The 24,231-nt window shown below is 71.2% G+C and carries 16 protein-coding genes and 3 pseudogenes; 7 read left to right on the plus strand and 12 right to left on the minus strand.

From position 1 onward, the window contains the following. Positions 1-137: 137 nt before the first annotated feature. Positions 138-755, minus strand: a complete 618-nt coding sequence (locus AB0C19_RS09920; protein WP_357182200.1) for a hypothetical protein — start codon at positions 753-755, stop codon at positions 138-140. 197 nt (positions 756-952) lie between these two features. Between AB0C19_RS09920 and AB0C19_RS09925 the strand changes: the two genes are divergently transcribed. Next, a complete protein-coding gene (locus tag AB0C19_RS09925; protein ID WP_158629581.1) occupies positions 953-1,123 on the plus strand; it encodes a hypothetical protein in 171 nt (56 codons plus the stop codon). Positions 1,124-1,142: 19 nt separating this feature from the next. On the opposite strand, the gene AB0C19_RS09930 is transcribed toward AB0C19_RS09925, so the two are convergent. The 3 genes from AB0C19_RS09930 to AB0C19_RS09940 all read right to left on the minus strand — a co-directional run bounded on the left by AB0C19_RS09930 (position 1,143) and on the right by AB0C19_RS09940 (position 4,287). Then, positions 1,143-2,006 (minus strand): alpha/beta fold hydrolase, encoded by an 864-nt coding sequence (locus AB0C19_RS09930; protein ID WP_357182204.1) that lies wholly within the window; start codon positions 2,004-2,006, stop codon positions 1,143-1,145. Between the two features lie 142 nt (positions 2,007-2,148). Then, entirely contained in the window at positions 2,149-3,405 is a 1,257-nt protein-coding gene (locus tag AB0C19_RS09935; protein WP_357182207.1) for a hypothetical protein, read from the minus strand. 183 nt (positions 3,406-3,588) lie between these two features. Further along, entirely contained in the window at positions 3,589-4,287 is a 699-nt protein-coding gene (locus AB0C19_RS09940) for a hypothetical protein (RefSeq protein WP_357182210.1), read from the minus strand. A 304-nt stretch (positions 4,288-4,591) separates the two neighbouring features. Between AB0C19_RS09940 and AB0C19_RS09945 the strand changes: the two genes are divergently transcribed. The 5 genes and pseudogenes from AB0C19_RS09945 to AB0C19_RS09965 form a co-directional block, all read left to right on the plus strand. Further along, the gene (locus AB0C19_RS09945) at positions 4,592-6,676 is read left to right on the plus strand and encodes a hypothetical protein (RefSeq protein ID WP_357182213.1); all 2,085 of its coding nucleotides are present in this window, start codon (positions 4,592-4,594) and stop codon (positions 6,674-6,676) included. A gap of 168 nt (positions 6,677-6,844) precedes the next feature. After that, positions 6,845-8,953 carry a DNA topoisomerase IV subunit B gene (locus tag AB0C19_RS09950; protein ID WP_357182411.1) on the plus strand — a complete coding sequence of 703 codons (2,109 nt, stop codon included), beginning with the start codon at positions 6,845-6,847 and terminating at the stop codon, positions 8,951-8,953. A 74-nt stretch (positions 8,954-9,027) separates the two neighbouring features. Beyond that, positions 9,028-9,429 (plus strand): annotated as a pseudogene (locus AB0C19_RS09955) (DNA gyrase subunit A); the annotation flags it as partial. A gap of 12 nt (positions 9,430-9,441) precedes the next feature. Further along, positions 9,442-10,323 (plus strand): annotated as a pseudogene (locus tag AB0C19_RS09960) (LAGLIDADG family homing endonuclease); the annotation flags it as partial. 393 nt (positions 10,324-10,716) lie between these two features. After that, a pseudogene (locus AB0C19_RS09965) lies at positions 10,717-12,798 on the plus strand (DNA gyrase subunit A); the annotation flags it as partial. Between the two features lie 175 nt (positions 12,799-12,973). On the opposite strand, the gene AB0C19_RS09970 reads toward AB0C19_RS09965, so the two are convergent. Beyond that, the gene (locus AB0C19_RS09970; protein ID WP_357182216.1) at positions 12,974-13,546 is read right to left on the minus strand and encodes a peptidoglycan-binding domain-containing protein; all 573 of its coding nucleotides are present in this window, start codon (positions 13,544-13,546) and stop codon (positions 12,974-12,976) included. A 415-nt stretch (positions 13,547-13,961) separates the two neighbouring features. Here AB0C19_RS09970 and AB0C19_RS09975 point away from each other — a divergent pair, with 415 nt between their 5' ends. Next, a complete protein-coding gene (locus AB0C19_RS09975; protein ID WP_357182218.1) occupies positions 13,962-16,709 on the plus strand; it encodes a BTAD domain-containing putative transcriptional regulator in 2,748 nt (915 codons plus the stop codon). A gap of 12 nt (positions 16,710-16,721) precedes the next feature. On the opposite strand, the gene AB0C19_RS09980 is transcribed toward AB0C19_RS09975, so the two are convergent. From AB0C19_RS09980 to pseB, 7 genes are all read right to left on the minus strand, one after another. Then, a complete protein-coding gene (locus tag AB0C19_RS09980) occupies positions 16,722-17,357 on the minus strand; it encodes an alpha-ketoglutarate-dependent dioxygenase AlkB (RefSeq protein ID WP_357182221.1) in 636 nt (211 codons plus the stop codon). 78 nt (positions 17,358-17,435) lie between these two features. Continuing rightward, complete coding sequence (locus tag AB0C19_RS09985) at positions 17,436-18,539, minus strand: spore coat protein (protein ID WP_357182414.1); 1,104 nt, start codon at positions 18,537-18,539, stop codon at positions 17,436-17,438. After that, positions 18,536-19,309 (minus strand): glycosyltransferase family protein, encoded by a 774-nt coding sequence (locus AB0C19_RS09990; protein WP_357182224.1) that lies wholly within the window; start codon positions 19,307-19,309, stop codon positions 18,536-18,538. Before AB0C19_RS09990 ends, AB0C19_RS09985 begins: the two co-directional genes overlap by 4 nt. Continuing rightward, complete coding sequence (locus AB0C19_RS09995; RefSeq protein WP_357182227.1) at positions 19,306-21,132, minus strand: class I SAM-dependent methyltransferase; 1,827 nt, start codon at positions 21,130-21,132, stop codon at positions 19,306-19,308. The genes AB0C19_RS09990 and AB0C19_RS09995 overlap by 4 nt, the downstream gene beginning before the upstream one ends. Further along, positions 21,122-21,970 (minus strand): hypothetical protein, encoded by an 849-nt coding sequence (locus AB0C19_RS10000; RefSeq protein WP_357182230.1) that lies wholly within the window; start codon positions 21,968-21,970, stop codon positions 21,122-21,124. The genes AB0C19_RS09995 and AB0C19_RS10000 overlap by 11 nt, the downstream gene beginning before the upstream one ends. Before the next feature lie 10 nt (positions 21,971-21,980). Beyond that, on the minus strand, positions 21,981-23,138 hold the full coding sequence (locus AB0C19_RS10005; RefSeq protein ID WP_357182233.1) for an aminotransferase class I/II-fold pyridoxal phosphate-dependent enzyme: 1,158 nt from the start codon (positions 23,136-23,138) through the stop codon (positions 21,981-21,983). Then, entirely contained in the window at positions 23,135-24,118 is a 984-nt protein-coding gene (gene pseB, locus AB0C19_RS10010; RefSeq protein WP_210816822.1) for a UDP-N-acetylglucosamine 4,6-dehydratase (inverting), read from the minus strand. Before pseB ends, AB0C19_RS10005 begins: the two co-directional genes overlap by 4 nt. Positions 24,119-24,231: the final 113 nt, after the last annotated feature.

Here is a 24,231-nt window from a genome sequence, read left to right on the forward strand (position 1 = left end):
GGACCGCCCGCCCCGGCGCGGCGCACGACATGTCGCCGGCACGCCGCCGCGCGCGACCCGTCATCGCTCCGGTGCGCGCACAGGCCGGCCAGCGCCCCGCCGTCGAGGTGGCGGCGGGACGCCGGTCGGCCCGACGTTCAGCGTCCGGCCATCGCCATCGGCCGCTTGCCGTTGCTCATTCCCGCCATCTTGATCATGCTCTTCGCTCCACCGCCCCGGCTGAGCATTCCCCGGAACACCTGCCCGGGCTTCTGCTGCTCACCCATGTACGCGGTGACCACGACCAGGGTCCCGGTCAGCGCCGGAATGGCCCACTGGAGCAGCTTCATCTGCCGCTGCGACGAGGCCACGCTGGCCGGAGTCTGGTGGTTCGGCTCGGTGGCACCGCTCACCGACGGACCGCCCGCCTTCTCCAGCCGCATACCGATCAATCGGCTGTAGCCGGTGACCGCCAGCGCGCCGATTGTCAACGCGGTCTTGATGGCGCTGGCCCGGCCCACGCCGGACTGGGCCGCCACCCGTGGACTCTCGGTCACCAGCTCGCCGACGGCGCCGGCCAGGTGGGCGCCGATCGCGGCCGCGTTGACCGGTGTCCACTTGGACCATCCGGCCGAGGCGACCGGGAGCCGCTGGGTCGAGTCGCTGATTTTCGCAGCTGCGCCGTTGACGCCGAAGGCACCCATGAGGGAGCCGCCAAACCAGGCCGCCAGGCCCAGATCGTGCATCGAGCGCAGTGCGGTATGCCGTTCGGACATGTGATCCCCTTCCGCCGTGTCGGGCGGTGCGGCTTACCCGCCGGTCGGGCGGCTAACCCCGCCCCGGGCGGGCCGATCCCTGCCGTGGCGAGCCGTTACCGGACATCCGTGGCGTCGGCGGGTCGACCTGCCCCGAGCAGGAGTCGTTCGCCCGGTGGCGGGTAGATCCCGAGCGACGCCGACGAGAGGGGAACGCGATGTCGCAGCCGGACGAGAGCCGGGAGAAGACCCCCAAAACAGACGCGGTGCTCATGCACCCCGACAACGACCCACACCGGAACACCGCGGAGGTCGCACCCCGCAAGGAGCACGCCGAGATCCAGGTGGAACGCGACGGTGAGCTGGTGCCGCTGGACCAGGACGAGTGAGCCGACCGGCCGGTACGGCTCAGCGGGGCGGCAGGTCGCCGACGAACCCGGCGATCCGCCGCGCCAGCGGAGCACTGGCGCGGACCCAGGTGAAGTGGTCCACCGTCGTACCGGCCTGCGCCACTGTGTACCGCTCCCGGGTCACCGGCGCGTCGGCGAGCTTCGCGCAGAGGTGGTCCATGGTCTCGTGCGGGGTGAACTGGTCGTCGTCCACACTGACGGCCAGCACCGGGGTCCGCACCGCGCGGACGGCGGCCTCGGTGTCAGTACCGTCGAGCCGGGGGAACCGGCCGGTCCGCGCGGTGTGGGCCCAGTCGCGGATCACGCCGCGTGCCTGCCGACCGCCGAAGCCCCAGCCCGGCCAGACCCCGAGCAGGGCCGCCGTGGCGGCGATCCCCTGGGTGTAGGGCAGTACGCCGAGGCCGCGCCGGCCCGGGTAGCTCCGCCAGTACGGGATGCCGACCGCCACCAGCGCCAACCCGTCCACCTCGCCGCTGCCGTGCACGGCGAGGTGCAGCAGCGCTGCCTGCCCGCCGAGCGAGTGCCCGAGGAGCAGTCGGGTTCGGCCGTCCAGACGTGGCTTGAGGGCGGCCAGGACGGCGCCGACGTCGCCGGCCAGTTCGGCGTAACCGTGCCGGTCCGCCCGACTCGGCGCGGGCGTGCTCGCCCCGGTGCCGCGCAGATCCGCCACGACCACTGCCAGCCCGGCAGCGCGCAGCGCGGCGGCGAAGGGCCGGTAGTAGCGGGCCCGGACCCCCATCGCGGGCCAGATCACGACCACCGGCGCGCCCGACACCCCGGCCGGCTCCGGATAGACCTGCACACCCAACCGGCCACCGTCGACGTCGACGAACTCCTGCGCGTACTCCGGGTCCCCGTTCACCGGCCCAGCCTACGGCCTGACGTTACCGACGGGTAGCAGTAGGCCGCGGGGTCCACGACAACGCTGGGCAGACGTGCCGCGCGCTCGACGGACGCGACGGAGGGCCCCGCCGAATGGCGGAGCCCTCCGAAGGACGCTGCGGTCAGGAAACCGAGATCGCCCCGTTGCTGGCCCGCACGCAGGCCACCGCACGGGCGCTGGTGGAGGCCGCGCCGCTCAGGCACTGGCCGAGCACCTGGTGCCCGGTGGCGTTCGGGTGCCACGACTCCTGGCAGGTCTGGAAGTAGGTGACGCAGGTGTTGGCGATGCGCTGGATGGCGATCTTGTCCTTGCCGGCGAGGCTGGTGACGAAGGTGCCGGTCGCGCCGTCCTGAAGCCGGATCGGAGTGGCCAGCGCGCCGCTCGGGCTGCTGGTCTGCTCGCAGAGCCGGGCGCCGTTGAAGGCCTGCTGCACGCTCAGGTACACCAGGTCGTCGGCGGGGAACTCGGCGGCCAGAGTGTCCCGGGTGGACTTCACGATGCTGCCCAGACCCTGGGAGAAGCGGTGCCCCGGCGCCAGGCTGGCCCGGTGGATCGGGCAACCGGCCGCGTACCGCTCGGCACCCAGGTCACGGAACTTGTCCCGGGTGTCGTCCCGGCTGTCCTCCTCGTGGAACTGCTGGTTCAGGTCCAGCGGCAGCGGGTTGGTGTAGTCCTGGAACACCACCCGGTGCTGCCCGTCGGCATCCACCTGGTCGAGGGTGGTCAGGATCTGGCGTACGGCCGCTGTGGTCTCCGCGGTCGCCGCGCTGAGCTGCGCGGCGGTGGCCAGGTCGGCGTCGCTGCACGGCTTCTGCTCCACCGGCCCGTTCAGGTACGCCCAGAACTCCCACCAGCCGGTCCACGCGTCGGCGATGAACCGGTTGGCGCACTTCTCCGCGACGCTGCCGAAGGTGAACGAGCTGTTGTTGGAGCCGAGCCCGATCAGCACCAGGTCGATGTCCTGGGTCTGCGCGACGGCGCGCAGCTGGCTGAGCTGCGAGGCGACGGTACGACCGTTGGTCCGCGCCTGGGAGGCGTTGGCGATGTCGTGTGGCTGACCACCGGAGCAGGCCAGATTGAATCGGTTCTGGATGCCCGGCAGGTTGGCCTGGTTGAGCGAGGCGTTCGCCGAGCGGTGGCAGAAGAACGCGTTGTTGTTCGCCGCGGTCCAACCGGGGAAGCCCTGGCTGACTCCGTTGACGTCGACGACAGGGGTGTACGCCCCGGCGCCCTCGCCACTGATGAAGCTGTCGCCGAGCGCCACCGCGGCGGTGGGCAACGCGGCGGACGCGGGTGCGGGCAGCGCCACGGCGGTCGACAACGCGGCCATGGCGATCGTTAGTCCCGCGGCGAGCGCGGTACGCCGGAACCTGGGCATGGGGCCCCCAACCATCGAAAGATGAAAGATTCTCTGAGAGCGCGATCAGATCACCCCTGCGCGACAGGCGTCAATGGCCCGTAACAGATTCGTTCGACGAAAGACATGCGTCCGTAGACATGACGGGCTACCGCGTCGAGATTGGACCCGTACCCCGGGCTGTCGACAGCCCTCGGCGCGGAGTCAGCGACCGGTCGGGCGATCGCGGCGGCGCAGCAGGGCCGCGCCCACGGCATTCAGACCGACACCCCAGATCAGGAGTACGCACAGCCACTGCACCCACCGCAGCGCGGTCATGTTCCCCGAGAGCAGGTTGCGCACGCTGCCGAACGGGGTGAGCCACGGCTGCGCCGGACGGAGCGCGTCCACAGCGCCCAGCAGTGCGAACAACACCAACGGCAGGATGATCGTGGCCAGGAACGCCAGCATCACCGAGCGCAGCAGCAGGCCCAGCCCGGTGCCCACCAGACCGGCGACGACCTGCACCAGCACACTGCCCACCGCGACCGTCCCGGCGAACCGCCACGGCGCGTCGTCGACGTCGGCCGGGGTGAGGGCCAGCGTCGCGGCGCAGATCAGCACACCGACCACGCCGATGACGACCGCCGGCAGCCCCACCGCGAGCACTGTGGGCAGGACCGGGAGGCGAACCGGCGCCCGGCGCAGGTCGCGGACCAGCAGGATGCCGAAGAGCGGGGTCGCGACCGACATCAGGCTCTGCACGGTGCCCGAGAGTTCGGCGAAGGCCCGGTCGGCGGGATCCGCCGCAGAGACCAGCGCCACGGCGGCCAGCAGCCCGGTCACCAGGGTGCCCACCAGCAGCCACCGCCGAGCCTGCGTGCCGAGGGAGCGCCGCAGCGCGTCGCGAATCGTCTCGTCCACCGGGAGCACCCTCCGAGGACCGGTCGGGTGGGTGAGCCTACCGGAGGTTAATGCCTCTGCGTGATCCGGCGATCACAGCCGTACCGAGCTGCTCCTCGTGCTGTCACTGACCGTCCCGGTCGAGGCCCGCGCCTCGCACGTAATGCGGCACCTCGTTCCATTTGTGCTCACCGGATGTGACAGACGTGGACAGTGCCCGATACCGCTCTCTAGAGTTCCCCCGTCTGGCTGTCTTACATCCACGGGGGTTGCGGTGGCCACTGGCCGCTCCATGCATGCTGTCCACATCCACAAACCGTCCACGATGTACCGACCACCCACGCGCGGCCTGCTCGCCGCCGGGATCGCGGCGTCCATCGGCGTCGCTCTGCTCGCCGCACCCGCGTCGGCCGCACCCGCGTCGGCCGCACCCGCGTCGGCCGCACCGGCGGGGGGCGCCGCCGCGAGCGGCGCGGCCGGCCCGGAGGCCGTCCAGGCAACCGCCACGGCCACGCGCACCGGCCAGCGGGTGGAGATCGTCTCCGCCCGCACGGAGCTGACCCAGGTCTTCGCCAAGCCGGGCGGGGGCTTCGTGTCCGAAACCGCCGCCGTTCCCCAGCGAATCCGTCAGAGCGACGGATCCTGGTCCGACGTCGACCTGTCCCTGCGGCGCGGCGCCACCGGCCTCCGACCGGCGGTCTCCCCGACCGACCTGGTGTTCTCGTCCGGAGGGCACGGTCCCGCGGCCACGCTGACCAGCGGAAAGAGCGCGATGACGCTGGGCTGGCCGGGTGGGCTGCCCGCGCCGACCGTGTCCAAGGACGCGGCCACCTACCCCGAGGTACTGCCCGGTGTGGACCTGGTGCTCACGGCGACCCACACCGGCTTCACCCATGTCCTCGTGGTGAAGACACCGCAGGCGGCGGCGAACCCGGCGCTCCGGGAGATCCGGTTCGACCTCGGCGGCGACGTGCGGGTCCGGCGGGAGGCCGACGGCTCGCTGCGGGCGCTCGCCGGCGAGACCGAGGTGGCGCGCGGCGCGGCGGCCGAGATGTGGGACTCGGCCGGCTCCGGCCGCTCGGCCCGCTCGGCGGCGACCTCGTCGCCGTCCGGCCCCGGCGCAGCCGCCCGCACCGCCCCCGTGGCGACCGCTGTCGACCGCGCCGGCGACCTCGTGCTGCGTCCGTCGCCGGACCTGCTCGACCCGGCCAAGGCCACCTTCCCGGTGTTCATCGACCCGGCCTGGTCCGCCACCCGCTCCCGCTGGGCGTACGCCACGAACAACAACTCCACCAACAGCGACACGACGGCCGCCCGGGTCGGCAAGAATGTCGATTCCGGCGTCATCTACCGCTCCTACTTCGAGTTCCCGATCACGGCGCTGAGCGGCAAGCTCATCAGGTCGGCCTCCGTCCAGGTGGGGGTGACCCACACCTGGTCCTGCTTCGACACCCCGACCTACCTCTACCAGTCGGCGGGCATCGCGAGCACTCCTCGCACCGCGTGGGCCCCCGCACTGACCACGCTGCGGGCTTCCGCAAGTTCGCACGTCGGTGCGACTGGCTGCGCCGGCTCACCGCAACCAGCCATGACCGTGCGATTCACCGGCAGCGTCGCCGCCGGCCTCAGCAGCGCCACGGCCGCTCACCAGTCCTCGATCACCTACGGGCTCTGTGCCTGTAGCGACTCGGCAGGGACCGGCGAGAGCACCTTGGATCGGTGGAAGAAGTTCGACCCGAGCACGGCGCGCCTGCTCGTCGACTACGACTCGGCGCCCACCCAGCCCACCAGCCTCCAGGCCGGCGGCGCGGCCTGCGTCGCGGGCGGCCGGGTCACCCGGACCACCCCGCCGACCCTCTCCGCCGTCTTCCCCGACGCGGACACGGGCCAGGTCCTCCAGACGTCGTACGAACTGCTGGAGATCCCCGCCTCGGGCACCTACGACAGCTCCACCCCCCGGATGAGCCCGCCGACGGGCTCGACAGTGGTTGCCGGCGCGCGGTCCACCACGGCCGCGGTGACCGGCACTGCCAGCGGGAAGTCGTACGCGTTCCGGGCGCGCAGCGACGACAGCTACGTGATCAGCCCCTGGTCGGCCTGGTGTGAATTCACCGTCGACGACCAGCCGCCCGCGGTGAGTGTCGACGCCGTTTCCACCCCGGCCCCACCCGGGCAGCTCTACACCTACAAGCTGCGCTCGCCGGACCCGGACGTGGTCAGCTTCCGCTACGGCTGGAGCAGCCCGCCCACCGAGGAGGCGGAGGCCGGCACCAGCCTCGGCTACTCCGGCAAGACCGTGTCAGTGACCCTTGCCACGCCGGCGTACGGCACCAACACGCTGTACGTCGCCGCGGTGGACAGCGCCGGGAACGTCGGCCACGGCTCGCTTGTTGTCGAGGTGGCACCGTAGTCGGACGGCTGAGAGACAACCGGTCACGGCGCGGCTAACGCGTCGAATCCGGACAGCGGCACACGATGGCGGGGCCCGCATCCACAACGAGGATGCGGGCCCCGACTGCGGGGTGCCGTCGTCGTGTCGCATCTGCCGGTTAGGCTCGCTGCGGCGCGCGCCGGCCGACTGACAGTTCGGACGCGGCACCACACCGCCGAGACCGGGGAGTACGACCAGTTGACCGCAGAGCCTGACACCCTGTACGGGGCCGATGACCTCACTCACCTTGAGGGGCTGGACGCTGTCCGCAAGCGGCCCGGCATGTACATCGGTTCCACCGACAGCCGTGGCGTGGGTCACCTCGTCAACGAGATCCTCGACAACTCCACCGACGAGGGTGTCGCCGGTCATGCAAGCCACGTCGAGGTGATCCTGCATGCCGACGGCTCGGTGCAGGTCGACGACGACGGCCGGGGCATCCCCACCGACGTGCACGCCAAGTCCGGCATCTCCGGCGTCGAGCTGGTGCTGACCCGGCTGCACGCCGGGGGCAAGTTCGGCGGCTCCGGCTACAAGACCTCCGGCGGTCTGCACGGCGTCGGCGCGTCGGCGGTCAACGCGCTGTCCCGCCGCTTCGACGTGACCGTCCGCCGGGCCGGCAAGATCCACGCGATGTCGTTCCGGCACGGCGTTCCGGGCATCTTCGACGGCGACGGGCCGGACGCCCCCTTCACCGCCGGCCCCGGGCTCCAGGTGACCGGCGCCATGAAGCGCGGCCAGCGCGCCGGCACCTCGATCCGCTGGTGGCACGACGCCCGCTACTTCGAGACCGGCGCCGCGCTCGACATCGACGCCGTCCGGATGAAGCTGCGCAACACCGCGTTCCTGGTCCCCGGCGTGACCTACCTGCTGCGCGACCTGACCGGTGAGGCGCCCGCCGAGGAGCGGTTCCACTACCCCAACGGGCTCAGCGACATGGTGGAGTTCCTCGCCCCGGCCGGCGACCGGCCGGTCTCCGGCACCCTGCTTGTCAACGGCGAGGGCACCTACCGGGAGAACGCCGCCGACGCCAACGGCGTCATGCAGTCCAACGTGCAGCGGCGCGCCGAGGTCGAGGTGGCGTTCCGGTGGGGCACCGGTTACGAGCGCACCGTCGAATGCTTCACCAACACCATCCGCAACGCGCACGGCGGCACCCACCGCAAGGGGTTCGAGCGGGCCCTCGTCCGTGCGCTCGCCGACGCGATCCGCAACACCCGCGGTCTGCTCAAGGCCAAGGAGGAGCCGCCCACCCTGGACGACGTCCTGGAGGGGATGACGGCGGTGGTGCACGTGCGGATCCCCGAGCCGCAGTTCACCTCGCAGACCAAGGACGAGCTGTCCACCACCGGCATCACCAAGGTCCTCCAGTCCCTGGTCGACGCGCACATCAAGGCCTGGCTGGAAGATCGGCGCACCAAGGCCGAGGCGCGCACAGTCCTGCAGAAGATCGTCGACGCCGCTCGGGTGCGGCTCACCCAGAAGCAACAGAAGGACGCCGCCCGGCGCAAGACCGCCCTGGAGGGCGCGTCCATGCCGCCGAAGCTCGTCGACTGCCGGGCCACCGGCATCGATCGCAGCGAGCTGTTCATCGTCGAGGGTGACAGCGCCCTGGGCACGAGCCGGATGGCCCGTTCCTCGGAATACCAGGCGCTGCTGCCGATCCGCGGCAAGATCCTCAATGTGCAGAAGGCCAACCTCCAGCAGGTTCTGGACAATGCCGAGTGCGCGGCCATCGTGCAGGTCCTCGGCGCTGGTTCGGGGCGCACCTTCGACCTCTCCGCGCTGCGCTACGGCCGAGTGCTGATCATGGCCGACGCCGACGTGGACGGCGCCCACATCCGTACGCTGCTGATCACCCTGTTCGCCCGGTACATGCGGCCGCTGATCGAGGCTGGTCGGCTCTACGCCGCGATGCCGCCCCTGCACAAGATCACCACCAAGGGGCGCAGCCCGCAGACCGTCTACACCTACACCCAGGCCGAGATGGAGACGACGGTCCGCAAGCTGGAGAAGGCCGGCAAGCAGATCGTCACGCCCATCCCACGGTTCAAGGGTCTCGGTGAGATGGACGCCGACGAGTTGTGGGACACCACGATGAACCCGGCCACCCGGGCCGTCCGCCGGATCACCCTCGACGACGTCGACGCCGCCGAACGCATCCTCGAACTGCTGATGGGCGAGAAGGTCGAGCCGCGCCGCAACTGGCTCATCGACTCCGCCGACCGCGTCGACCGGGATGCGATCGACGCGTGAGCGAGCGACAGCGAGCGAATCTTCGGTGCAGCGCCCGTTCCGTTCCAGTTCCAGTTCCGATGGAGAGCTGAGTCATGGCACGCCGTAAGGAAAACAAGGTCGACCTCTCCTCGTTCGACCAGGCCGGCGCGCGGGTGTTCGACAACCCGCTGGTCACCGAGGTTTCCGACTCCTACCTGGAGTACGCGTTCTCGGTCATCCACTCCCGCGCCCTGCCCGACGCCCGTGACGGCCTCAAGCCCGTGCACCGGCGCATCCTCTGGTCGATGTACGAGCAGGGCTACCGCCCGGATCGCGGGCACGTGAAGTCTGCCCGAATTGTCGGGGATACAATGGGAAAGTACCATCCGCACGGTGACACGGCGATCTATGACGCCATGGTCCGGCTCGCCCAGGACTTCTCCCTCAACGTCCCGCTCATCGACGGGCATGGAAATTTCGGGTCCCCAGACGATGGACCGGCCGCGTCGAGATACTGCGTTACCGGAGATACCCGCATTCGACTTGTTGACGGCACCAGCCCTCGAATTGCTGACCTGGTAAGCCTCCCTGCAGACAGCGAAGCCGATGTTGACTTCGAGGTGCTCGACAAAGACGGTAAAGCTGTCCAGGTCGACAAGGTGTTCAACTCCGGCGTCCATCCGACGGTCCGGATCGGCACGGAGGCCGGGTTCTCGCTCCGGGGCAGCGAGAATCACCTCGTGCTCTGTCTTGAGGCGCCCGCGGGCGTTCCCCTCTTCCAATGGCGACGGCTAGACGAGCTTGCAGTTGGTTCGATCGTCTGTGTGGCACGGAACGCTTGGTCCCAGGTCATACCCACCGCTCGTGAATACTCGCTGGGCGTCCTCGGCGGCGCGTGGGCGTCCGAGGGCTTCGCGAGTGAGTCCAGGGCCAGGTTCAACAACACCGACGAGCACTTCTTCGGTGAGGTTCTGCATGCGTACGATCAAGTGGTTGGTGGTCGGCGGTACGTCAGCGAACGGCAGACCCGTCGCGACCGGAAGCGTGTCCAGGAAATCGATGTTCAGATTTATGCCGGCGGTATGGACGCTTTCCGTGCAAGTCCGCTGGCCGAATTCATCGGGCACCAGGCCCGGGACAAGTTCGTACCGCAATTCGTCTGGAACGGTGGCTGGGGTGTTAAGCGCGCCTTCCTCATGTCCCTTTTCGAAGGGGACGGCAGGGTGCGGGTCGCCAAGGACAGCTTTACCATCCAGTACACGAGTTACAGCGAGCGGCTCACCAGGGAGGTCCAGGAGCTGCTCACCGAATTCGGGGTTGTTGCCTGCTGGCGCCGTTACACGCGCCCCAGCGGCTCGGTCGAGCATCGCTTGGTGATTTCCGGCCTGCGAAACATCAAGGCATTCGCCAATCGGGTGGGCTTCCTCCGCACCAAACAGGCAAAGCTGAACAAGGTTCTGCGACACGCGCCGTTGCGCCCACATCGGCTGAGCAAGGACCACGTTCCCTTCGTTGCCAGTTACGTGCGTGACACCTTGGACTTCGACCGTCGTGGTAGCGGCCGCAAGTGGCTGACGACGCACAACTTCGATCGCGTCGAGCGATGGGAGACCGAGCGCCTCCGGATCATCGATCGCATCAAAGAGCCGGAACTTCTGGCGACCATTCTCCCGATCATGGACTCTGGCTACCGGTTCGAGCGCGTCACCGAGGTGACGCCCTGCGAGCCGGCGGAGGTCTACTCGGTTCGGGTCAAGTCCGAGGACCACTCCTTCCTCGCTGGCGGTTTCGTCAACCACAACACCGAGGCCCGCATGTCTCGCGAGGCCATGCTGCTCGTCGGTGAGCTGGGCGAGGACACCGTCGACGTCGAGCCCAACTACGACGGCTCGCTGACCCAGCCGACAGTGCTGCCGGCGGCCTTCCCCAACCTGCTGGTCAACGGCGCGTCCGGGATCGCGGTCGGAATGGCCACCAACATGATCCCGCACAACCTGGCGGAGGTCGTCTCCGCGGCCCGCTGGCTGATCAACCACCCGGACGCCACCCTGGACAAACTCATGGAGTTCGTCCCCGGCCCCGACCTGCCCACCGGCGGCGTGCTGCTCGGCCTCGACGAGGTGCGCCGGGCGTACGAGACCGGGCGCGGCGTGGTGCGGATGCGCGGCAAGGTGGAGATCGGCCCGATCGAGGGCAGCCGGGGCCGCCAGGCGATCACAGTGGTCGAGCTGCCCTACGGCGTCGGCGCGGAGAAGGTCATCGCCGCGATCACCAACGAGGTCACCAAGACCAAGCGGCTGACCGGCATCGCCGACGTCAAGGACCTCACCGACCGGGAGAGCGGCACCAGGCTCGTCGTCGAGTGCAAGGTCGGGGTCAACCCGCAGGCGCTGCTCGCCGACCTCTACCGGCTGACCCCGCTGGAGCAGTCGTTCGGCGTCAACAACCTGGTCCTGGTCGACGGGCAGCCGCGCACGCTGGGCCTCAAGGCGTTGCTGGAGGTGTTCCTGGCCCACCGGTACGAGGTGGTCACCCGGCGCACCTCGTACCGTCGGCGCAAGCGCCAGGAACGGCTGCACCTGGTCGACGGTCTGCTGATCGCGCTGCTGGACATCGACGAGGTGGTCAGGCTGATCCGGGGCAGCGACGACGCGCAGGCCGCGAAGGACGGGCTGATGAGTCGGTTCGGCCTCTCCGACATCCAGGCCACCTACATCCTGGACACTCCGTTGCGCCGGCTGACCAAGTTCGACCGGATCGAGCTGGAGGCCGAGCAGGAACGGCTGCGCTCCGAGATCGCCGAGCTGAGCAAGATTCTCGACGACGAGCGGGTGCTCAGGAAGGTGGTCTCCGACGAGCTGGCCGCAGTGGTCAAGCAGTTCGCCACCGAACGTCGTACGACCCTTGTCGACGGTGACCTGAAGGAGGTGCTGGCCGCGTCCGCGCCGGCCGGCCCGCTGGAGGTCGCCGACGACCCGTGCCAGGTGATCCTCTCCGCGACCGGGCTGGTCGCCCGGACCGCGGCCGAGTCGGAGGAGAGCTCTGAGGGGCGCCGACGCAACGGCCGGGTCAAGCACGACACGGTACGCGCCATCGCGCACTCCACCGCCCGTGGACGGGTGCTGCTGTTGACCAGCGCCGGTCGGGCGTTCAAGGTCGACGTCCTGCCGCTGCCGGTGCTGCCCGAGCAGGCGGGCACCGTGTCACTGCGGGGCGGTATGTCCGCGGCCGAGCTGGTGCCGTTGGCGGCGGGGGAGACCGTCGTCGGCCTGGCCCCGCTCGGCGGGCAGGCGGAGGGCTCACCGGGGCTGGCGTTGGGCACCCGGCAGGGCGCGGTGAAGATCTGCTCACCGGAGTGGCCGGTGCGCTCCGACGAGTTCGAGGTGATCGGTCTGCGCGACGGTGACGAGGTGGTCGGGGCGACCTGGCTGACCGACGGCACCGAGACGCTGACCTTCGTCACCTCGGAGGCGTCACTGTTGCGCTTCCCCGCCGGGCTGGTGCGGCCGCAGGGCCTCAAGGGCGGCGGTATGGCCGGCATCAACCTGCCGGCCGGGGCGCGGGTCGCGTTCTTCGGCGCGGTGCGCACCGACGACCCGGGGCACGGCGAGCCGATGGTGGTCACCTCCACCGGCGCGACGGTCAAGGTGACGCCGTTCAAGGCGTACCCGGCGAAGGGCCGGGCGACCGCCGGCGTGCGCGCACACCGGTTCCTCAAGGGTGAGACGGACGTGGCCGTCGCCTGGGTGGGCCCGCGACCGGTCGGCGCGACCGGCACCGGCGACCCGGTGGAGCTGCCCGCGGCGGACCCACGCCGCGACGGCAGCGGCTTCGCGGTGATGCTCGGCCCAACTGTCGTAGGCCATCTGATCGAACGCGACTGACCCCCACCCGCGTTGTCGTGCCGTCCCCAGGGCGCACGCCCGGCGTGCGCCCGGTGTTCCTGGCGTGCGTCCGGCGCGCCCGGCGCGCCGATCGTGCTCGATCCTGGAAGTAGTGGTTCACCGACGCGGTGATGCCACTCGATCCCGGATCGAGCACGATCATCCCTGGGCGAGGTCAGCAGGTGCGGGAGTTGTAGGCGGCCCAGTAGGGGCCGCTGCCCTGAGGAGGGTAGAAGCGGTAGTTCCCGTCGGGCGAACGCTGCAGGACGAATTGGTGCGAGCCGTACGGGCTCCGGGATCCCGTCGCCCCGTGGTACACCACGTACAGCCATCCGTTCTGGTTGTCGTGCTGCACCAGCTTGTCGCCGGCCTTCGTCCAGCTGTTCCGGCCTGCGGAGCCATCCGCTGAGAGGCCCTTGTCGCGCTGGAAGTTCCTCGTCGCGGCATCGGTCTGGTCGCCGAAGACGCCGTCGACCCCGGACGAGGGCAGGTAGCCGTTCGCCCAGAGAATGGTCTGCCAGAGACAGGCGACGTTCGAGTTGCGGTGCGTGGTGACGTTGGTGACGCCTTCGTCATCGAAGTCGTCAGACACCGCGCCGGTGCCATGGACGAAGGCCCGGCCCGTGTAGGAGCCGCTGGCCACGGCCGGCGTGGCGACGGTGACGCTGACGCCGATGGCCAATGCCGCGCCGATGGCGGGCACGGCAACTCTCCTGAGGATGCGGCGGGTGGAGCGGAGCGACGACATGTATCTCCTTTGGTCGGCAATCATGAGGGGGCAACGGTGCTGAGGCGTCGTGTCAGCCGGCAGTGTCAGGCCCGGCACGACGAGGCGAGGTGGCCTCGCGGCAGGTGTGGGCAGACGGTCCCGTTTGACCTCGCCCCGTCGTCGTGCGACCAGGCCAGGCGATTGGTGCTCTTGGATGGGGCGGTGAGGACGGTTCTGCCGTCCTCACCGCTCCGGGCCCCCCTTGGAGAAGGTACGGTGGGGCCGGTACAGCCCCCGCACAACTCACGCACAGCTCATTTACCCGCCCGCTTGTCCGGGTGTGGTACGCGTGGTGGCACATGGCAGCGTCCACATGCGAGGTGCCTGGTTGCGTTTCGAACTCCTTGGCCCGTTCCGGGTGTACCGCGACGGCCGACCGGTTCCACTGGGCTCGGTGAAGCAGCGTCTCCTGCTGGCGACCCTGCTGCTGCGCCCGAATGAGGTCGTCGGCACCAACGAGTTGACCGCGATGCTGTGGGGTGACGAAGAGCCGGCGTCGGCCGCGGCGAATCTGCGCACCTATGTGCGCGGGTTGCGGCGGTCGCTGGGCGATGGGGCGACCTGGGATGGGATAACCGCTGCGGCCGGCGGCTACCTGCTGCGGGTGGGCCCAGGCGAACGGGACGTGGACCTGTTCGACGCCGCGGCGGTGCGTGGCCGCGAGGCGCTCGCCACTTCCGATCTGGGCCGGGCCGAGGCCGAACTGTCCGCCGCGGTGCGCCTGTGGCGTGGTGCACCGCTGTCGGACCTGCCGCTGCGCTCGACGCTGGCTCGGCGGGTGGCGCAGTTGGAGGAGCGCCGGCTGCTCGTCGAGGAGGACTACGCCGAGGCGGTGCTGGCCCTCGGCGCGTCGGCCGACGTCGTGCACCGGTTGCGCGGCCTGCTCGACCGGCACCCGCTGCGGCAGCGGGCGTGGGGCCAGCTGATGGTGGGCCTGTACCGCATCGGAGACGTAGCCGGCGCATTGGATGCTTTCCGGCAGGCCCGACAGACGCTAGCGGAGGAGACTGGCCTCGATCCCGCACCTGAGCTCGTCGCGCTGTACGACGACATCCTGCATCACCGCCCGGGACTGGCGGCGCAACCGCCAACGGGGTCGGACCGGCTGCTGCCGGACACGGCAGTGGGGCCGCTCATTCAGCGCCCCGAGCAACTGCCGCGTGCGGTGCCGGAGTTCGTCGGACGCAGCGCCGAGCTGGCCAGCCTCGACGGGCTTCTGCGTGGCGGGGCTGAGGCGCCGACGAGCGGCGCCATCTCCGTGGTGTCCGGCATGGCCGGAGTCGGCAAGACGGCCCTGGCGATGCACTGGGCGCACTCGGTTGCCGACCGCTTCCCGGACGGCCAGCTCTATGTGAACCTTCGCGGCTACGACGAAGCCGGCGTGGTGTCCCCACCCGACGCCCTGTCCGGCTTCCTCGAAGCGCTCGGCGTGCCCCACGCCCGGATACCCTCCGACATGGAGGCTCGGACTGGTCTCTACCGCAGCCTGCTGGCCTCGCGGCGGATGCTCCTGGTGCTCGACAACGCTCGTGACTCCGCCCAGGTGCGCGCCCTGCTGCCCGGTGCGGGCCGCTGCATGGTCGTGGTCACTAGCCGTGACCGGCTCGGCGGCTTGATCGCCGCCGAATGTGCCACGCCGTTGACACTGGACGTGCTCACGGCGGAGGAGTCGAGGAGCCTGCTCGCCAGACGTCTCGGGGTCAGCCGGATCGCCTCCGAGTCGGTGGCGGTGGCCGACATCATCGAGGCCTCAGGCCGGCTTCCGTTGGCGCTGTCGATAGTGGCGGCGCGCGTCGCGACACATCCCACCTTCCCGCTCAGCGCGATCGCCGCCGAACTGTACTCGGCCGAGGCGAGGCTGGACGCGTTGGCCGACGGCGACGTCCGGCGCGTCTTCTCGTGGTCGTTCCTGGCCCTGGGCCCGGACGCGGCCCGGCTGTTCACCCTGCTGGGGCTGCATCCGGGCCCGGACCTGACAACCGCTGCGGCCTCGGCGCTCGCCGGTGTGTCTGCCGCTGCCGTCACGCCGATCCTGCGGGAGCTGACCCGGCTCCATCTGCTGGCGGAGCACGCGCCCGGCCGGTTCGCCTTCCACGATCTTCTGCGGGCCTACGCGGCCGAGCTCGCACAGTCCTCGGAGCGCGGCGACGAACACGTCGCGGCCCGACAGCGCCTGTACGACCACTACCTGCACGCCGCCTATCCGGCCGCCCGGCTACTCCAGCCGCAGTGGCCCCCGATCGAGCCGGTGCCGCCGCTGTCCGTACCCGCCAGGCGGCCGGTGACCGATCACGACGGCGCGCTCGCCTGGTTCACTGCGGAGTATCGGGTGCTGGTCCGGGTGGTCCGACAGGCCGCCGAGAACGGCTTCGAAACGTACGCTTGGCAGCTCGCCTGGGCGCTGACCACCTTCGTGGCGCCGCGCGGCCTCTGGCAGAACCAGCTCGCCATCCAAGAGGTCGCGCTGGGGGCCGCGGAGAAGATCGACGACCTAGCCGGTCAGGCCGTCGCCAACCGGCTGGTCTCCCGCGCGCTGACCCGACTGGGCGACCGCACCACGGCCGAGTACCGGCTCAAGCGCGCGCTTGAGCTGCACGAACGTCTCGGCGACCCGATCGGCCAGGCGCAGACGCTGCACAACTACTGCGAACTCTGCTACCTGGACGGCCGGCTCGACGAGGCGCTCGCGCACGGTCGCGAGGCGCTACGGCTCTATCGACAGGTCGGCAATCACGCGGGCGAAGCCCGGACCCTCAACGCGATCGGTTGGCTGCTCGCCACCACCGGCGACTATGTCCAGGCCATCGCCAGCTGCACCGAGGCCCTCGACCAACAACGGCGGACCGACGACCGCAACGGTCAGGCCGCGACGCTGGACAGCCTCGGCTTCGCCTACGACCGCCTCGGTGAACGCGACCGCGCGGCCAACTGCTACGAGCAGGCGATCACACTCTTCCGCGACTCCGCGGACCGGTATCACGAGGCGGAGACCCTCATCCGTCTCGGGGAAACCCGGGAAGGGATGGGCGACCGGAACGCTGCCGCTGCCGCTTGGCGCCTGGCGGCGCGGATCTACGAGGACGTGGGCGACCCCGCAGCCGAGGAGGTCCGCCACCGCCTTGAACGTCTGGTTCCGTCCTAGTACGGGCCAGAGTCAGGCGACGTTGTGGGGGCGGAACTGGACGCTCACCCGGGGGCCGACGGGTCGGGTGGTCTTGGGGATGGCGTGTTCCCAGGTGCGTTGGCAGGAGCCGCCCATGACGATCAGGTCGCCGTGGCCCACCGGAAAGCGCAGGCTCTCGCCGCCGCCGCGTGGGCGCAACAGCAGGGGTCGGGGTGCTCCGAAGGAGACGATCGCGACGATCGTGTCGGTGTGCGCCGAGCGGCCGATGGTGTCGCCGTGCCAGGCCACGCTGTCGCGACCGGAGCGGTAGAGGCACATGCCGGCGGTGACGAAGGGCTCTCCCAGCTCGGGCGCGTAGTGCCCGGTGAGCGCGGCCCGCGCGGCGGTGAGCACGGGGTGGGGGAGTGGCCTCGCGGCGTCGTACCAGCAGAGCAGGCGGGGGACGTCGACCTCGGCGTCATACATGGTGCGCCGTTCGGCACGCCAGGGCACCTCGGTGAGCAGGGTGTCGAGGACCGTGTCGGAGCCTTGCACCCAGCCGGGGAGGTGGTCGACCCAGGCGCCCCGGCTGAGCTGGTGCCGGCGGATCTGGCCGGGAAGTGGCCCCAGGGCCGGCCCGGCGTCGGCCAGGTCGAGCATCGACGGCTGGTAGGCGGCCTGCGTCATGCGACCACCCTAGCAGCACTTTCGTACACCCGTACTAGCGGTGAGCCGTGTCGGCCCGCTCCGACCTTGGCCTTGCGGTCAGCCGGGGACGGCGGCGGCGCGTACGGCGTCGAACACCGCGTCCACCACCCGCGCCCGGCCCTGCCCGTCGACGGTGGCCCAGGCGCGCGCGGCGAGCGTCGCGCGCCGCTGCGGTGAGCTGAGCAGCCCGTGCAGGGTCCGCGCCGCCGTCGCGCGGGCGGCTCGTCCGGCGACGCCGCCGGCGGTCAGCTCCGGCAGCTCGCCGAGGCCGGCGGCCAGGCCGTGCCGCACCACCCGGGTGTACGACTCATGTTGGTTGTCGACCACGCAGACCAGTGCGCTGGGCGCGCCGAGGCAGCAGAGTTCCCAGGTGGACGTGCCGGCGGCGCTGACCACGAGGTCGGCTTCGGTTATCAGCGCCGGCAGCGAGGTGGTGGGCGGGACCGGTCGGATGGTCTGCCCCCGACCGGGCGCGACATCGTCGACCTCCGCCTCGATCTCGGGTCGTCCGACGATGACAGTGAGGTCCATCGGGTGACCGGTGGCCATCAGCACCCGGGTCAGGACCGGGGCCGCGCCGACCGCGTCGGTGCCGCCGAAGAAGGCCAGCACCCGGGGGCGGCTGACCGCAGTGGCGGGCGGGACGACCGGCGGCCGGGCGCTGACCACGCTGTCGCGCAGCAGGGCGTACGCGCTCCCGGCGAGCAGCCGACCGGGCAGTTCCGCTGCGAACCCCGGCCCCGGCAGTGCCGCCCCGGAACCCAACCCCGACAGCTCCGCTCCGAAGTTCTGGTCGAGGTAGAGGTCCGCGACCTGGCCTCGGCTGTCGCCGTCGATGATGGCGAGGGTGTAGACGCCGGCGGCGCGCAGGGCGCCGGCCCCGGCCGGGTCCAGTTCGTAGGAGTCGAGGACCAGCACGTCCAGGTGGTGTCGGCGGGCCGCCGCGACCAGCTCGGCCGCCGAGTCCGGGCCGGGGAGCAGCGGGATGCCCCGCGCGGCCAGCTCCGCGGTGGCCCAGTCGAGCCGTTCGACGGTGCCGAACACCGTGACGTCGGCGCCCCGGGCGAGGAACTCCTCGGCGAGCGCCAGGCAGCGGACGAGGTGGCCGACGCCGCGCCGTGGGCCGGCGTCGCAGCGCAACCCGACCCTCAGGGTCCTCAGGACTCCTCCAGGTGCTTCTGTCGTACGTCGGCGTTGAGCGCGCGCAGCCGGGGCTGACCGTCGAGCCAGTCGGCGAGCTTGGCCAGCGGCACGCTGACGTCACCGAAGTGGTCGATGATCGCGCTGACCAGCGCCCAGTCCTGTTCGGTGTCGAGGGTGAGCCGCAGCGCGGAGCGGTCCGGGGTGAGCGTCACCCCGAGCACCCGGAACAGCTCCGGATGGGTGTACGCGTACGAGGTGACGTGTACCCGGTGGTGGTCGGTGGCGAGCCGGCCGAGGGTGCGCAGCGTCTCCGCTCGGATGATCTCGACGTCCAGCCCTCGGGGCAGGGTCCGGGCGATCGACGTGCTGGCGTAGTCCAGCCCGGGGACCGCCCGGTACACCGACGCGACCACTGTGATGATCTCCGGGTCGAGCAGGGGGCAGTCGGCCGTGAAGCGCATGACGGCGTCTCCCGGGTGCGCCGCGAGGGCGCCCACGAACCGGTCCAGCACGTCGTCGACCGGCCCGCGGTGGCACGGCACGTCGAGCCGCGCGCACTCGGCGGCCACCGCGTCGTCGACCGCGTCGGTGCTGGTGGCGACGACCAGGTCGGCCAGGACGCCGCTGTCCCGGGCGGCGCGTACGACCCGGCCCAGCACGGAGCGTCCGGCGAGCGGGCGGAGCACCTTGCCGGGCAGCCGGGACGAACCCATGCGTGCCTGCACGATGCCGACGATCCGTGGCCCCGCGTCGTCCGCGGCGACCACGGGCACCGGTACGGCGGTCACTGCTGCTCCTCCTGCTTGGGGGCCAGCACCGCTGTGGCCCGGCGTTTGGCGGCGCGGGCACCCCGCTTGGCCAGCCGGGCCGGGGTGATGGCGAGCCGGCCCACCCGGTAGCTGAGCGACCCGCTGAGCAGGCCGATCGTCGTCTCGGCCCGGCGTAGCGCCCGTTCCCGCGAGGTGAGCAACTCCTCGGTCCACGCGGTCAGCGCTGCCAACCGTGTGAGTTCCTCGCGCTGGCGCAGCCACGCCTCGCGTAGCTGCTGGTAGCTGTGCCCGCCGACCGGCGGGTCGGTCGGCGCGACGGCGTGCAGTTCGGTGGCGAGGCCGACAGTGGCGCCGGCGTCCAGCCCGTGCAGCGCGGCGGCAATGGCTGCCTCGGCCTCGACGGCCTCGCTGACTGTCGCGCGGTCGAGGTCGTGGCCGGCGATTCCGCCGAGCACCACTGTCAGGCCCGCGACGTCGAGAGTGGACGACCACGGGTGGGCGTACCCGCCGGTGAGCAGGCCCGTGGCGAAGCGCCACAGCCCGCGGGCGAGCACCACGTCGCCGGGCAGCGCGGCGGTGGCCCGCCAGCTGGGGTCGAGCACGGCGTACCGCTCGCCGTCGACCACCACGTTGTCGGTGCCGGCCAGCGCCGCCGCGCCGGCGATCCGGCCGTCGGTGTCGGCCTGGTCGGTGAGCCAGCCCGCGTACCCGCGCAGCAGCGCGCGCAGGGTGGCCAGGTCGCGGCGCACTGCCGCGTCGAGCAGCAGGGTACGCAGCAGCCGGCCGGACGGCACCGGTCCGGACAGCGCCTCCGCGTCCCGGTACGCGGCCTCGCGGCTGGCGAACGGCGCGACGGCCGGCGTCGTCGCGTCGGTGGCCGGGATGAGCCCCCAGCGCCAACCGGAGGGGCCGTGCAGCACCTCCAGCACGCCGATCCCGGGTCGACCGGTCTGCACGAGGGCCACCGGCAGGTCCGCCTCGACGGTCGGCGTGGTCGGGTCCGTGGGGTCGGCGGGCCGGTGGGCGAGGGTCAGCCAGCCCGGTGCGAGGTCGGCGGCGCGCCCGGCGTGCAGCGCGTCCACCGCGAGCCGGGCCGGGTCCTGGAGCACCGTGGCGCCGGTGAAACCCCCGGCGCAGGCGCCGTGCAGCACCGCGTCGAACAGACCGGAGCCGGCGTCCCGGTCGAGGTGGTCGGCGTCCAGCAGCGCCGTCGGGGTGTTGACACCGGGGTACGCGGCCCAGCACGCGGCCGTCCGCAGCCCCGCCGCGCCGAGCCGCTCGCGCAGTTGGTCCCGGTTGGCCGGGTGGGCCCGGTCCAGCACGCCGCCGATCACCCAGGCGGAGTCGTCCCGGCGGGCGTACCAGGGGGTGGTGTCGACCAGCCGGTGCAGGCCCAGCGGGTTGTCCAGGCGCAGCAGCAACGCGCCACCCGGTCGCACCGCGGCGACGAGTCGCGCCAGCACACCGTCCCACCCGAGCCGGGCGCCCTCCACCGACTCCACCGGGTCCAGCCCGGCAGCCGCTATCACCACGTCGTACGTTTCGTCGTCGGGCAGCCCGGCCGGACCACCCACCACCACGCGGGCGGCTCGGTGCGCCAGCGCCACAGCGTCCGGGTGGCTGCGCAGCAGGCAGGTGACCTCGGCGTGGGTGAGCTGGTCGAGCAGTGCCGGGTCGTGTGGACCGGCCACCAGGACCCGGGCGCCGGGCGGCACCAACCGTGCGGCCAGTGCGGCGAGCGGTCCACCGTTGGCCAGCCGTTCCTGCGGCAGGTCCGACCAGGCCAGCATCTCGCCGCCCGGCAGGGTGATCCGGTCGGCGGGTGCCGTCTCAGTCGTCACGGTCTTCCTCTTCCTCCTGGAGGTTCGCCCAACCGAGCAGCTCGCGGAGCTCGGCCGGCGTGCAGCGGTGGTCGGTGCCCAGCTCGGCGCGGGCGATCTCGACAGCCGTGGGCAGGTCGACAGTGCTGCCGTGCAGCTCTGGCCACTGCCGTCGGATCCGAGCGGTGCCGCCGAAGGTGGGGTCCTCGTTGGACAGGATCATCGGGTCGCCGTAGACCGCAGGCTCGCACCCGGCCGCGATGCCGTAGAAGATCGCGCTGGTCAGCCGGTTGGATGCTACCCGGCGGTGACGCCGCAGCTCGGTGAGCTGTCGGTCGAGGAACTCCGGATCGGTGTCCTTCCACCAGTGTCCCCGGTAGCCGTGGCAGATCACCCGGAACCCGGCGCGCTCGTAGAGCCGGCGCACGTTGCGCATCCGGTACTCGTGCCAGTAGAGGCAGACGGTGACCGGGCCGGGCTCGGTGTCCTTGATGAGGGCGATCAGTTTGCGGTGGTCGCCCTTGACGTGTTGACCCTCCCAGCCGTGGAACGGGTACCAGATGGTGCCGTCGCGCTCCTCGGCCGGTGGTTCCTCGGGGCGCATGGCCAACAGGTAGCTGAACGGCGCGCCGATGACGACAACGTTGCGTCGCCCCACCGACCAGGCCCGGCGGCGGGTCTGCTCCGACCAGAGCAGGCTGGGGGTGCGGTCGGCGTACGGGTGGCCGGGGGCCAGGCCGTCGCCGATGTTCCAGCCGTGCTGCACGTACCCGTTGATCCGGGGTGGGTGCCGGTCGCCGAGGCCGGCGTACCGGGCCAGCACGTGCGCGTGGCCGTAGAAGTGGTTGGCGTGGTGCATCAGGTTCCCATCACGCGGCGGAACGCACCGGGCCGCGCCGCACCGCGGCGGTCAGCGCGTCGATGACGCGGTCCTGGTCGGTGTCGCTGAGCCCCGGGTACAGCGGCAGCGACAGCTGCTGGGCGTAGAACGACTCGGCCACCGGGCAGGACCCGCGCCGGTAACCCAGGTCGGCGAAGGCTGGGTGCCAGTGCACCGGGATGTAGTTGACCTGGACGCCGATGCCGGCGGCCCGCATCCTGTCGTACACCTCGCGGCGACGTCCGTCGAGCACCCGGATCGGGTAGAGGTGCCACGCCGGGTCGGCCCACGACCTGCGGTTCGGCAGCAGTACGCCGTCCAGGTCGGCCAGCGCCTCGTCGTAGCGGGCGACCAGGGCGCTGCGGCGGGCCGTGAACTCGCCGAGCCGACGTAGTTGGCTGCGGCCCAGGGCGCAGAGCACGTCCGGCAGCCGGTAGTTCAGCCCGAATTCGTGCACCTCCTGGTGCCAGCCACCCTCGTCCGGGAAACGTAGGTCGTCGCGTTCGCGGACCACGCCGACGCCACGGAACCGGCGGGCCCGCTTCAGGATCTCCGGGTCCAGCGCCGCGACCGCGCCGCCCTCGGCGGTGGTCAGGTTCTTCGTGGGGAAGAACGAGAACGTGGTCAGATCGGCGAGCGAACCCACCGGCCGGCCGTGGTACGTCCCGCCGATCGAGTGCGCCGCGTCGGCGAGCAGCAGCGCGTCGCTGCCCTCGACCGACGTGCGCAGCGCGTCGTAGTCGGCGGGGTGGCCGGCGTAGTCGACAGCGGCGACGACCTTCGTCCGCGAGGTGACAGCGGCGGCGGCCGCCGCCGGGTCGAGGCAGAACGTCTCGTCGTCGACGTCCGCGAACACGATCGTCGCGCCGAGGGCGACAGCGCTGCTGGCGGTCGCCACGAACGTCATCGGCGGGACGACCACCTCGTCGCCCGGCCCCACCCCGGCGGCCGCGTACGCCACGTGCAGCGCCGCGGTGCCGTTGGAGACGGCGGCGACACCGACCCCGCCGGTCCACTGGGCGAGGTCGGCCTCGAACGCGTCGACCTGCGGACCGGTGGTGAGCCAGTCGCCGCGCAGCACGTCGGCGACGGCCGCGACGTCGTCCTCGCTGATCGACTGCCGGCCGTACGGGAGCATCCCCGTCATCCGTTGATGCCGAGCATGTCGCGCAACTGCTCGACGGTGAGCCACTCGTCGTTGGTGTCCGACTGGTAGGCGAAGCCGTCCGGCACCGGGTCGCAGTCGACCGGCGCCTGGTAGCCCCAGGTGGCGATGGTCGGCTGGACGATGAACCGGCCGTCGGCGCGCAGCGTCCGCCGGCTGTCGTCGGGCGCGATCATCTCCTCGTGCAGCTTCTCGCCCGGCCGGATCCCGATCTCGTGGGTGGTGGCGTCCGGGGCCACGGCCTCGACCAGGTCGAGGATGCGCATGCTCGGGATACGCGGCACGAACAGCTCGCCGCCCTGCATCTGGTCGAACGAGTCCATGACGAACTGCACGGCCTGGTCCAGGGTGATCCAGAAGCGGGTCATCCGCTTGTCGGTGATCGGCAGGCTCTTGCCCTCGGCGGCCAGCCGGCGGAACAGCGGGACAACCGAGCCGCGGCTGCCCACCACGTTGCCGTAGCGCACCACGGAGAAGCGGGTGGGGTGCTGGGCGGCGTAGTGGTTGGCCGAGACGAACAGCTTGTCGCCGACCAACTTCGTGGCGCCGTACAGGTTGATCGGGCTGGACGCCTTGTCGGTGGAGAGCGCGATGACCTTCTTGACGCCGGCCTCGATCGCCGCGTCAACGACGTGCTGCGAGCCGGTGATGTTCGTGGCGATGTACTCCGAGGGGTTGTACTCCGCGGTGTCCACCTGCTTCAGCGCGGCGGCGTGCACCACGTGGTCGACGCCGTGCATGGCCCGGGTGAGGCGGTGCCGGTCCCGGATGTCGCCGATGAACCAGCGCAGCCGCGGGTCGTCGCCGAGTTGCTGGCGCAGCTCGTACTGCTTGAGCTCGTCGCGGGAGAACACCACCACGCGGGCGGGGTCGGCCTCGTTGAGGATGTGCCGGAGGAACGTCCTGCCGAAGGAACCAGTTCCCCCGGTGATCAGAATGGACGATCCATTCAACTCACTCAATGTGGTGCTCCCGTGTCAGTGGATGAACGAGCGGCAGTGGGCCGGCCGACCGGGGTGACACGCTAGCCATGGCGGGTTAACTCCTCGGCGCTCGCGGGTGAACCACAACCTGT

The sequence above is a fragment of the Micromonospora sp. NPDC048842 genome (assembly GCF_040649935.1).
Classification (GTDB): Bacteria; Actinomycetota; Actinomycetes; order Mycobacteriales; family Micromonosporaceae; genus Micromonospora; species Micromonospora hortensis.

What these genes read in the sequence shown, in the direction of transcription:
- AB0C19_RS09920 (WP_357182200.1), bottom strand. Translation starts at nt 755, where the DNA reads ATGTCCGAACGGCATACCGCACTGCGCTCGATGCACGATCTGGGCCTG.
- AB0C19_RS09925 (WP_158629581.1), top strand. Translation starts at nt 953, where the DNA reads ATGTCGCAGCCGGACGAGAGCCGGGAGAAGACCCCCAAAACAGACGCG.
- AB0C19_RS09935 (WP_357182207.1), bottom strand. Translation starts at nt 3,405, where the DNA reads ATGCCCAGGTTCCGGCGTACCGCGCTCGCCGCGGGACTAACGATCGCC.
- AB0C19_RS09945 (WP_357182213.1), top strand. Translation starts at nt 4,592, where the DNA reads ATGTACCGACCACCCACGCGCGGCCTGCTCGCCGCCGGGATCGCGGCG.
- AB0C19_RS09970 (WP_357182216.1), bottom strand. Translation starts at nt 13,546, where the DNA reads ATGTCGTCGCTCCGCTCCACCCGCCGCATCCTCAGGAGAGTTGCCGTG.
- AB0C19_RS09980 (WP_357182221.1), bottom strand. Translation starts at nt 17,357, where the DNA reads ATGACGCAGGCCGCCTACCAGCCGTCGATGCTCGACCTGGCCGACGCC.
- AB0C19_RS10000 (WP_357182230.1), bottom strand. Translation starts at nt 21,970, where the DNA reads ATGCACCACGCCAACCACTTCTACGGCCACGCGCACGTGCTGGCCCGG.
- AB0C19_RS10005 (WP_357182233.1), bottom strand. Translation starts at nt 23,138, where the DNA reads ATGACGGGGATGCTCCCGTACGGCCGGCAGTCGATCAGCGAGGACGAC.